The sequence below is a fragment of the Hydrogenophaga sp. 70-12 genome, assembly GCF_001897365.1.
Lineage (GTDB): Bacteria > Pseudomonadota > Gammaproteobacteria > Burkholderiales > Burkholderiaceae_C > Hydrogenophaga > Hydrogenophaga borbori.
The window spans coordinates 1-10060 of record NZ_MKSS01000234.1; the positions used below are offsets into that span (position 1 = coordinate 1).

Genomic DNA, 10060 nt, shown 5'->3' on the forward strand with positions numbered 1-10060 from the left:
AAGGACATCGCCGAGGAGGTGAAGCTCGATCGGCGCCAGGTGGCCTTGTGGCGCCGGCGCTTCATCGAGGGTGGCGTCCAGGCCTTGCTGCAGGACGCGCCGCGTTCGGGGCGCGCGCCGAGCGTGACCGCCGCGGTCGAGTGGTACGTGTTGCGCGCGACGCGGGACGAGCAGCCGGCCGCGGGCACGAACTGGAGCACGCGCAGCCTGGCGGCTTACCTGGGTCTCAGCGCCACGACCGTGCGCCGGGTGTGGCAGCGCCACGGCATCGCGCCGCACCTGTCCGCGCGCCCCCGCCGATAAGTACAGAACAGATTGGCGCAGCCGCGCCGCGAGGCCACGCTCGAATGCGTGATCGGGGCGTGAGGCTTACATCCCGACACGGCGTTTCGTGGGCGAACGGCCACGGCGCGCGGGGATCAGATGGCCGAGATGTCGGTCTGCACCGGCCAGTGCAAGGCGCTGGCCTGGCTGTCGCGGGTGCCGAAGCGGTGCTGCAGCAGCACCGTGTATTGCCCCGGGCGGGTGCCGCAGAGGCGGTAGCCGTCGGCCGTGGGGCTGAGCTGGACGCCGCTGTTCGGGTCGGCCTGCAGCTCCCAGGTGCCGAGTTGGGGCGCGGCGCGGCGCAGCGAGACACAGAACCCGTGCTTCAGGTTGGATAGCACCACCAGGCGCTGCTGGGCACTGGCCTCGCCGCCGGCGGAGGCGTCGAGCTGGCGCGGGTGGCTGTTCTCCAGCACGCGCATCACCGGCGGAATGACGATGCGGAAGTCCAGCGCGGCACTGGCATTGCCCCGCGGTGCCCACGCGCTGTCGCCCATGCCGGTGGCCGGCGCCAGCAGCAGCGCGCAGGCGGCCGCGGCGGGCAGGAACGGGCGAAGGGGGGTGGACATGCACCCCTTATCGTGCTTTTGGGCCCGAACTTGAATGGGGCAAGGCCCCGTTCGTCAGCGCTTATTCATTGCGCTGCACCGGGAGGCTCACCGACACGCTCTCGCGCCGGCGCACCTCCAGCAGGGCCTGGCCCTTGTCGACCACGCCCCACGGCAGCGGCAGGCTGTCGTTGCGCACGCTGAGCGTGCGCGGCCCGCTGGCCACGAAGGGGAATTCGAAGCGGCCCTGGCTGTCGGTGCGCACGGCGTAGCGGTTGTCCAGGTAGACGGTGGCGTTGGGCACGCCGGTCTCGCTGGCCTCCTGCGTGCCGTTGCGGTTGGTGTCGAAATACACCGTGCCTTCGATGCGCCCGCCGCCGTCGGCCGCGCGCCCGCCCAGGGGCACGCTGCGGCTGCCGGCCTCGAACTCGTAGCGCAGCAGCACGTAGAACGAGCGGTCCGAGTCCGGCACGGTGAGCGGCAGGAAGGGCGCCAGCGGGTCCAGCGAGGGCGCGAGGCGGCTGCGGCCGGTGGAGCGGTTGTAGTGGGCTTCCAGGCTCCAGCGCGGGTCGATGCGCCAGTTGGCGCTCAGGTTCAGGCTGTGGCGCGACTGACCGTTGTCGCCGCGCTCGGTGGCGAGGTTGCCGCGCAGGCCGGCGCGATTGCCCAGCGGCGCGGACAGGCTCAGCGCGGCGTTCCAGGCGTTCTCGGCGGGCTGGGCCTGGAAGGCGTCGTAGTTTCGCAGGCCGAGGCTGGTGGAGACCGCCCAGCCCTGTTGCGTGGCCCACTCCTGGTCCCAACTCAGCCAGCGCGAGTCGGGCTCGCCCTGGCCGTGCGTGAGTTCCAGGCGCAGGCCGGTGGTGCCCCAGCCATTCTGGAAGCGCCAGTCGCCCCAGGTGCTCCAGGCGTCGCCGTCGAAGCGGCGCAGCGTGGCGCCGGCGCCCAGGCTGTGGTCGCGGTTGAGGCGCCGGCGGGCCGAGCCGGTGGCGAAGGTGCCGCTGCCGCTGCGCCCGCTGAGGGAGTCGAGCCAGTCGATGGAGCCCTCGGCCGACCACTGCCGCGTGCGCCAGGCCGTGCGCGCGTAGGCGCCGACCAGGTCGTTGGCCATGGGCAGGTTCGCCCAGCTCAGGTCCGGCTGCAGGCGGTAGGCGCCCAAGCCGTGGGTGCGCGGGCCGTCGTCCCATTCGCCGTCGAACCAGAAGCCGCGGCGCGAGCCGCTGAACTGGCTGGAGCGGGTGCTCATCAGCTGGCCCTGCAGGCGGTAGCCGGCGTCTTCGCGCCGCAGGGCCAGCAGGGTGGAGTCGGCGTTGACGGTGTCGCTCGGCTGAGCGGGGGTGTCCAGCACCGACACGCGCCGCCCGTCCTCGTGGCGCAGGGCGAGCGTCCAGCCCTGGGTGGCCAGCGGGTTGGCCTCGTCGGCGCCGAGGCGCCACTGGCCGCCGAAGGCCGTGCGCTGGCCGGGCAGGCGGCGAAAGCCGTTGGCCGGCAGGAAGTCGAGCCGGCCGGGTTCGCCGGTGCTGGCCTGCAACTGCAGGCCGCGGCCCGGGTTCTCCCACTCGGCGCTGGCGCCCTGCAGCAGCGCGCTGGGCACGAACACGCGCGCCGGCAGGCGCAGGATGCCCGGCATGGGCGGGTTGATCACGCCCAGTTCGTGGCTGGCCAGCCAGCCGCCGTCCAGCGGCATAGCACGCTGGCGCAGCGTCAGCGTGCCGCTGCTGTCGGCCGGGGCGTAGGTGCCATCGATGGACAGGCTGCCGTGGTTGGGCGTTTCCAGCAGGCCGTACAGGCCGTAGCCGATGCGGGTGCGGCGCTGCTGGTCGAAGGGCAACGAGCCCACGCGCGCCTCCAGCCGCAGGTAGCGCGGCCAGCCGTCGCGGTCGTAGGGATAGTCGGCGGCGGTGTCCGCCGGTTCGGGCGGCAGGTTCTCGATCACGCGGTCCACGTAGGGCGCGGCGCCGCCGGCGGGCGGGGCCTCGCCGGTCTGGGCGCCCAGCCAGGGCGCCCAGGCGCCCAGGAGGATCAGCAGGCCGAGGCGCGGACGCGGCATCGGGGCCTTCACGGCGCGAAGCGGGCGTCCAGCGGCAGGCGGTTCTTGCCCCACTCCAGTTGGCCCTTGACCGTCAGCGGAAAGTGCAGCTCGGGCGCGGGCTTGCCGTTCTCCGGTACCGGGAGGATCGCCACCGAGCGGGTCTCGCCCGGCAGGATGGGCAGGTCGGCCGGCGCCATTTCCACGCGCGTGCCGCGGGCGTCGGTGCCGTTGACGAAGCCCTCCAGCCGGCCATGGGCGTTGCCGCTGTTGCGCACGTCGACCACGGCGGTGGGCTGGCCTTGCACCGTGACCACGCGCGTGCCGGTGATGGCCAGCTGCGGCGCGGCGTCGCCGACGCTGGCGTAGACGATCACGCCGATGCGCCCGCCCACCGGGAAGTTCAGGTCGCCCTGCACGCGCGTGGTGTCCAGGCCTTCGATCATCAGCGCGAAGCGGCACTCGCGCGCCGGCGTGCCCGGCGGCGGCGCGATCTCGAAGCGGTAGCGGTAGCGCGCGCCGGGTTCGATGGTGAGCTCGCGTCGCTCGATCGCCACCCAGGGGCGGCAGCTGTCGGGTGCCAGGGCGTCGCTGAAGTCCACCGACTGGTCGGCGCGCAGGCTCCAGTCGTTCGTGTAGAGGCGGTAGCTGCCCTTCTGCAGGCCCGCGTGCTGGATCTCCACCACCTGGCGCGAGGCCTCGCCGGCCTTGAGCTGCAGCTCGAAGCGGGGCGGCGTGATGTAGGCGGCGAAGCCCTGCGCCCCGGCGGGGACGGTCTGGAGGGCGAGTGCGCCGGCCCCGGCGGCGAGCAGCAGGCGTGTCAAGGAGGCGATGCGCATGGGGCGTTCAGTCCACGTCCAGTTCGAAATGGAAGTCCAGGCGGCGGCTGTTGGCGGTCCAGTCCGGGTTGGCGCGCAGGTGCACCTGCAGTTGGTCCTGCAGCGTCGGGCCGGGGATGGGGCCGGCGTACACCAGGGCCCTCTCGCCGGACAGCAGCCGCCCGGCCAGCAGCCGGCCCTGGGTGGTCCAGACGGCCTCGACGCGGGAGGCCTGGTCCGAGGGCAGCACCATGTAGACGCGACCGCTGCGGCCGGCCCACTGGCGGGTGTCGATGCGCACGTTCACGCGCAGCCAGGCCTCCATGCCCTGCCCGAAAGGCTGGCCGGGCTTCAGCGGCAGCCACTGCATCTGCACATTGGGCGGAACGGTGTAGCTCTGGGCGTCGTCCAGGCGGTGCGGGTTGGCCGCCGCCGGCAGGACCAGCGTGGCGCCCAGCAGGGCGCTGGCCAGGCGGGCCAGTGGGCGCGCGCGGCTCATGGCGCGCTCAGGGTGTAGGTCACCCGCCCGTTGTAGGTGCCCGCCGCGCGCACGGCGTTGTTGGCGTAGCTGAAGCTATGGCAGTTCTCGATGTAGGTGTTGCCGGGCACCGTGGCGAGGGTCTGCGTGGCGCCGCTGAAGGTGCCGGCGGGGATCACGTTCGGCACACCGCTGCCCGGGGCCGAGACGGTCCAGCTGATTTCGGTGAAGGGGATCGTGTCGCCCGCGGCGCTGGTGAGGCTGGCGGGCGAGGTGACGCCGAGCGTGGCGCTGGCCGAGCCGCCGTTGCGGCGGTAACCGGCGCCCACCATCACCTGGCTGGACGGCGTCGGGCAGGTGTTGTTGCCATCGCCGTACAGGCTGGTGGACTGGGTGCTGTCGCTGGTCATGGCCAGGTCGGTGCCGTTGCCCAGCTGGGCCGCCGGCACCGTGACCTGCACCAGGTTGATCGCGCCGTGGGTGCCCGTGGCGCCGTTGAAGTTGCCGCTGGCGTTGCTCACCGAACCATTGCCCACGTGCAGGAACAGGCGGCGGCTGCCGGAGTTGATGTTCAGCGACCAGGCGTGGGCGGTGGCCATTTCCGCCAGGCCCAGCAGCAGCAGGCCAGCACCGACGGCGGTTCTCAGGGGGCTCGAGGGCGCGGCGCGCGGCATGGTGTCTCGGGACCTAGGGCTTCCGGGGCGGCTCGTCGAGCGTCCCATCGGGGTGGCGGATCGGGTGGGGAGGCCGGGCGAAGGGGATGGTGTGTCCCCTTCGTTCGCCGGCGCAGGCCGGGGCCTGGTGTCACAGGGGGCTGAGCCTGCGGCCGGGCCCGCGCCTTCAGGGCATGGACGCGGTGTAGGTCACGCGGCCGTTGCTGGTGCCGTAGGTGCCGGGGGCCACCACGGCCGAGTTGGCGTAGCTGAAGGTCCAGTTGGCCGAGCGGTCCGTGACCTTGGTGCCGGAGGACAGGGAGACGTTGCTCGCCGCGCCCGCGCCGGTGTTCGGGATGACCGGGCTGGGCAGCGTGGCGGCCTGGTTGCTGGTGGCGGTGATCTCGGACCAGGCGATGGTGTCGGCGCTGGCGTTGGTCAGGGCGCCGGTGGTGGAGGCCGCCAGGGTGATCTGGCCGTTGTTGCCGATCACGCGCACCGGCACCACGTTGCCGGTGATGGTGCCGGCCGCCGCACCGGTGCCGACGGCCGCCGGGTTGGCGGTGTAGTCGAACGTGACCGTGTCGATGGTGGTGTTGTTGGCCGGGGTGGCGGCGGCGGCGCCGGTGCCCACGCCCAGGAACAGCACGCGCGGCACGATGACGCGGAAATCCAGGCGGGCGGCGGCGTTGCCGGCGCCGGTGACCAGCTGGGATTCGGCGGACGCCATCAGGGGGGTGGCCAGGGCCAGGGCCAGGGCCGAGCGGAGCAGCAGGGAGTTCTTCACAAGGGTTCCTTCAAATTTGAAAGATTGAGTACTTTGTGGCGTACCACTTTGGTTCGACGTTGGGCCGAATGCTAGGCGCGGAAACTCCCTGTGACAATTCATCAGATAGGAAAAAGTCACGTTTTTCAAGCACTTGAGGCACATAGGTGACTTAGCGGTCGAAATTCGGCCACAAATGGACGATTGTTTTGCTTAAGTTTTGTCTGGTATTGCCGTGTGCGTACCTTTGCCCGGCAGGTCATCAGAACAAAGGCAGCGCGGCGCCGGCCGGGGTGCGGGGCGTCGGCTTTTGATCGAGCGGCGCCTTTTCAGGGCCCAGGGCGGCCGGGGCCATGCCCAGGCGTTAGGTCTTTAGGCCGAGTGCTTGGGCAGGGTCGCAAAGTGGCTCAGGGGCAGCGCGCCGCCCGCCTTGACCTCCCCCAGGGAGAAGCTGGTGTGCAGGTCCTTGACGTTGGGCAGGTTGAGCAGGACCTCACGGGCGAAGGCGCTGAAGTGGTGCAGGTCGCGGCTCACCACCTGCAGCTCGAAGGTGCCGGAGCCGCTGATGTAGTGGCAGGCCACCACCTCGGGGATGGCGCGGATGGCCTGTTCGAGCTGGCGCGTGGTGTCGCCGTTGTTGCGGTCGGCGTCCAGCCGCACGAAGGCCAGCACCCCCAGGCCGAGCTTGTCGCGGTCCAGCACGGCGCGGTAGCCCTGGATGAAGCCCCGCTCTTCCAGTGAGCGCACGCGCCGCCAGCAGGGCGCCGGCGACAGGCCCACGCGCTGCGCGAGTTCGGCGTTGGTGAGCCGGCCATCGGCTTGCAGTTCTTGCAGGATCGAGAGGTCAAACTTGTCCAGTGTTTCCATGGTGGGCGGAAAGAGGAAATATTCTTTCTGAATGATGCGAATTCCGGGCATGAAAAGCAAACACCTATCGGAAGCTGGGGCATACACTGCGCGGCAGACTGGGGGCCGGTCCCTACCCGGGGCCGGCCCCCGCACGCCTGCGTCCACGAGACGCCCCGCCCACGAAGGAGACAGAACATGAACGCGCCGCTGCCCGAGCACATCCGCCAGGCCCTGGAAACCGTCACCCTGGACGACAAATACACACTGGACCACGGCCGCGCCTTCATGAGCGGGGTGCAGGCCCTGGTGAAGCTGCCCATGCTGCAGCGCCAGCGCGACGCGCTGATCGGCAAGAACACGGCGGGGTTCATCAGCGGCTACCGCGGTTCGCCGCTGGGGGGCTATGACCAGTCCCTGCAGAAGGCGGCGCCGCACCTCAAGAAGCAGAACATCGTCTTCCAGCCCGGCGTGAACGAGGAGCTGGCGGCCACGGCGCTGTGGGGCACGCAGCAGCTGGGCTTCGCGCCCCCGGGCACGAACCGCTTCGATGGCGTCTTCGGCATCTGGTATGGCAAGGGCCCGGGCGTGGACCGCTGCTCCGACGTTTTCAAGCACGCCAACATGGCCGGCACCAGCCCCTGGGGCGGCGTGATCGCGGTGGCCGGCGACGACCACGTGGCCAAGAGCTCCACCGCCGCGCACCAAAGCGACCACATCTTCAAGGCCTGCGGCCTGCCGGTGTTCTTTCCGGCCAGCGTGCAGGAGATCCTGGACCTGGGCCTGCACGCCTTCGCCATGAGCCGCTTCTCGGGCGTGTGGACGGGCATGAAGACCATCCAGGAGATCGTCGAATCGAGCTCCACCGCGCTGATCGACCCCGAGCGCGTGCAGATCGTGATCCCCGAGTTCGAGATGCCACCCGGCGGCCTGCACATCCGCTGGCCCGACCACGCGCTGGAGCAGGAGGCCCGCCTGTTCGACCACAAGTGGTACGCGGCCCTGGCCTACGTGCGCGCCAACAAGCTCAACCACAACGTGGTGGCCGGACCCAACGACCGCTTCGGCGTCATCGCCAGCGGCAAGGCGTACAACGACACGCGCCAGGCGCTGGTGGACCTGGGCCTGGACGACGCCACCTGCCGCCGCATCGGTTTGCGCTTGCACAAGGTGGCGGTGGTGTGGCCGCTGGAGGCGCAGACCACGCGCGAGTTCGCCACCGGCCTGCGCGAGATCCTGGTGGTGGAGGAAAAGCGCCAGGTCATCGAGTACCAGCTGAAGGAAGAGCTCTACAACTGGCGGCCCGACGTGCGCCCCAACGTGCTCGGCAAGTTCGACGAGTCCGAGGACGATTTCAGCGGCGGCGAATGGTCGCGCCCCAACCCCAGCGCCAACACCCTGCTGCGCGCCAAGGCCGACCTCAATCCGGCGCTGATCGCGCGCGCCATCGCCAGGCGCCTGAAGAAGCTGGGCAATGTGCCCGAGGACGTGATGGCGCGCATCGACGCGCAGCTGGCCATCCTCGACGCCCAGGAGCGCTCGCTGCAGACCCTGTTGACCCAGGGCGTGCCCGGCGCCGAGCGCCAGCCCTGGTTCTGCTCCGGCTGCCCGCACAACACCAGCACCAAGGTGCCTGAGGGCTCGCGCGCCATGGCCGGCATCGGTTGCCACTTTATGAGCATCTGGATGGACCGCGCCACCGTGGGCTTCACCCAGATGGGCGGCGAGGGCGTGCCCTGGGTGGGTCAGCAGCCCTTCAGCACCGACAAGCACATGTTCGCCAACCTCGGCGACGGCACCTACTTCCACTCGGGCATCCTGGCGATCCGCCAGAGCATCGCCTCGGGCGTGAACATCACCTACAAGATCCTCTACAACGATGCCGTGGCCATGACCGGCGGCCAGCTTGTTGGCGAGCGCCACGGCGAGGAAGGAAGCCTGTCGGCTTCGGGCCACAGCGTGGTGCAGATCGCGCAGAGCATGCGCGCCGAGGGGGTGAAGAAGATCACCATCGTCACCGACGAGCCCGACAAATACGACGGCGTGACGGGCATTCCCGAGGGCATCGCCATCCAGCACCGCGACACGCTGGACGCGGTGCAGCGCGAGTTCCGTGAGATCGAGGGCACCACGGTCATCATCTACGACCAGACCTGCGCCACCGAAAAACGCCGCCGCCGCAAGCGCGGCACCATGGCCGAGCCGAACCAGCGCGTGGTCATCAACGAGCTGGTGTGCGAGGGCTGCGGCGACTGCGGCGAGAAGTCCAACTGCCTGTCGGTGGAGCCGCTGGAGACGCCCTTCGGCCGCAAGCGCCAGATCAACCAGAGCACCTGCAACAAGGACTTCTCCTGCGTGAACGGCTTCTGCCCGAGCTTCGTCACGGTGGAGGGCGGCCAGCTGCGCAAGAAGAAGGGCGCGGCCAAGGCCGGGTGGGAGGGCGGCGCGCTGCCGCACCCGACGTTGCCAGCGCTGGGCCACGACGCCTGGGGCATCATCGTCGCCGGCGTGGGCGGCACGGGCGTCATCACCATCGGCCAGCTGCTGGGCGTGGCCGCGCACCTGGAAGGCAAGGGCATCGTCACGCAGGACGCGGCGGGCCTGGCGCAAAAGGGCGGCGCCACTTGGAGCCACGTGCTGATCGGCGACTCGCAGGAGCGCATCCGCACCACCCGCGTCTCGGCCGCCTCGGCCGACCTGGTCATCGGCTGCGACCCGATCGTGGCCGCCAACAAGGAAACCTGGCAGCGCCTGCGCGAGGGCCGCACGCACGTGGCCGTGAACAGCAGCGCCACGCCCACGGCGGCTTTCGTGAAGAATCCCGACTGGCTCAGCCCTGCGCAGGCCTGCGTGGACACCCTGGTCAACCACCTGGGCCATCAGGCGGTGGGCGTGGTGGACGCCGAGCACCTGGCCACCCGCCTGCTCGGCGACAGCCTGTACACCAACCCGCTGATGCTGGGCTACGCCTGGCAGAAGGGCTGGATCCCGCTGGGCCAGGCCGCACTGATGCGCGCGATCGAGCTCAACGCTGTGGCGGTGGAGCAGAACAAGGCCGCCTTCGAATGGGGCCGCCGCGCCGCGCACGACCTGCCGGCCGTGCTGGCCGCCAGCGGTCTGGCCGGTCCGGCCGCGCAGGTCATCCAGTTCCAGCCGCGCGAGACGCTGGAGCAGCTCATCGCCCGCCGGGCCGATTTCCTCACCGGCTACCAGAACGCGGCCTACGCCCGCGAATACCGCGACTTCGTCGAGCGCGTGCGCCAGGCCGAGTCGCAGGCCCTGGGCAAGACCGCGCTGAGCGAGGCGGTGGCGCGTTCGCTGTTCAAGCTCATGGCCTACAAGGACGAGTACGAGGTGGCGCGCCTGCACACCGACGCCGCCTTCCACGACAAGATCGCGGCCCAGTTCGAGGGCGACTTCTCGCTCAAGGTGCACCTGGCGCCGCCGCTGTTCGCCAAGAAGAACGAGCGCGGCGAGCTGGTCAAGCGGCCCTACGGTCCTTTCATGTTCACGGCCTTCCGCTGGCTGGCGAAGTTCAAGGGCCTGCGTGGCGGCGCGCTCGATCCCTTCGGCCGCACCGCCGAGCGCCGCATGGAGCGCG

Annotated in this window: 9 protein-coding genes; 2 read left to right on the forward strand and 7 right to left on the reverse strand. The window is 70.6% G+C overall.

Annotation, left to right across the window (positions count from 1 at the left end):
• On the forward strand, positions 1 to 303 hold a 303-nt coding region (locus BGO22_RS13450), incomplete at its 5' end, for a helix-turn-helix domain-containing protein (protein WP_286851263.1).
• Between the two features lie 116 nt (positions 304 to 419).
• Here BGO22_RS13450 and BGO22_RS13455 read toward each other — a convergent pair.
• The 7 genes from BGO22_RS13455 to BGO22_RS13485 all read right to left on the reverse strand — a co-directional run bounded on the left by BGO22_RS13455 (position 420) and on the right by BGO22_RS13485 (position 6480).
• Complete coding sequence (locus tag BGO22_RS13455; RefSeq protein WP_286851265.1) at positions 420 to 893, reverse strand: hypothetical protein; 474 nt, start codon at positions 891 to 893, stop codon at positions 420 to 422.
• Positions 894 to 954: 61 nt separating this feature from the next.
• Positions 955 to 2919 carry a carboxypeptidase-like regulatory domain-containing protein gene (locus BGO22_RS13460; protein WP_286851267.1) on the reverse strand — a complete coding sequence of 655 codons (1965 nt, stop codon included), beginning with the start codon at positions 2917 to 2919 and terminating at the stop codon, positions 955 to 957.
• Between the two features lie 8 nt (positions 2920 to 2927).
• Complete coding sequence (locus tag BGO22_RS13465) at positions 2928 to 3737, reverse strand: COG1470 family protein (RefSeq protein WP_204743677.1); 810 nt, start codon at positions 3735 to 3737, stop codon at positions 2928 to 2930.
• 7 nt (positions 3738 to 3744) lie between these two features.
• The gene (locus BGO22_RS13470; protein ID WP_286851269.1) at positions 3745 to 4215 is read right to left on the reverse strand and encodes a hypothetical protein; all 471 of its coding nucleotides are present in this window, start codon (positions 4213 to 4215) and stop codon (positions 3745 to 3747) included.
• On the reverse strand, positions 4212 to 4868 hold the full coding sequence (locus BGO22_RS13475; protein ID WP_286851271.1) for a hypothetical protein: 657 nt from the start codon (positions 4866 to 4868) through the stop codon (positions 4212 to 4214). The genes BGO22_RS13470 and BGO22_RS13475 overlap by 4 nt, the downstream gene beginning before the upstream one ends.
• 166 nt (positions 4869 to 5034) lie before the next feature.
• Positions 5035 to 5634: a hypothetical protein gene (locus BGO22_RS13480; RefSeq protein ID WP_204743675.1), complete on the reverse strand. Its 600-nt coding sequence runs from the start codon at positions 5632 to 5634 to the stop codon at positions 5035 to 5037.
• A gap of 351 nt (positions 5635 to 5985) precedes the next feature.
• Complete coding sequence (locus BGO22_RS13485) at positions 5986 to 6480, reverse strand: Lrp/AsnC family transcriptional regulator (RefSeq protein WP_070399876.1); 495 nt, start codon at positions 6478 to 6480, stop codon at positions 5986 to 5988.
• A 177-nt stretch (positions 6481 to 6657) separates the two neighbouring features.
• Between BGO22_RS13485 and BGO22_RS13490 the strand changes: the two genes are divergently transcribed.
• On the forward strand, positions 6658 to 10060 hold a 3403-nt coding region (locus BGO22_RS13490; protein WP_286851274.1), incomplete at its 3' end, for an indolepyruvate ferredoxin oxidoreductase family protein.

Bases quoted from the DNA above. Each gene is read 5' to 3' on its own strand.
- BGO22_RS13460 (WP_286851267.1), bottom strand. From the start codon at position 2,919: ATGCCGCGTCCGCGCCTCGGCCTGCTGATCCTCCTGGGCGCCTGGGCG.
- BGO22_RS13455 (WP_286851265.1), bottom strand. From the start codon at position 893: ATGTCCACCCCCCTTCGCCCGTTCCTGCCCGCCGCGGCCGCCTGCGCG.
- BGO22_RS13470 (WP_286851269.1), bottom strand. From the start codon at position 4,215: ATGAGCCGCGCGCGCCCACTGGCCCGCCTGGCCAGCGCCCTGCTGGGC.
- BGO22_RS13465 (WP_204743677.1), bottom strand. From the start codon at position 3,737: ATGCGCATCGCCTCCTTGACACGCCTGCTGCTCGCCGCCGGGGCCGGC.
- BGO22_RS13475 (WP_286851271.1), bottom strand. From the start codon at position 4,868: ATGCCGCGCGCCGCGCCCTCGAGCCCCCTGAGAACCGCCGTCGGTGCT.
- BGO22_RS13485 (WP_070399876.1), bottom strand. From the start codon at position 6,480: ATGGAAACACTGGACAAGTTTGACCTCTCGATCCTGCAAGAACTGCAA.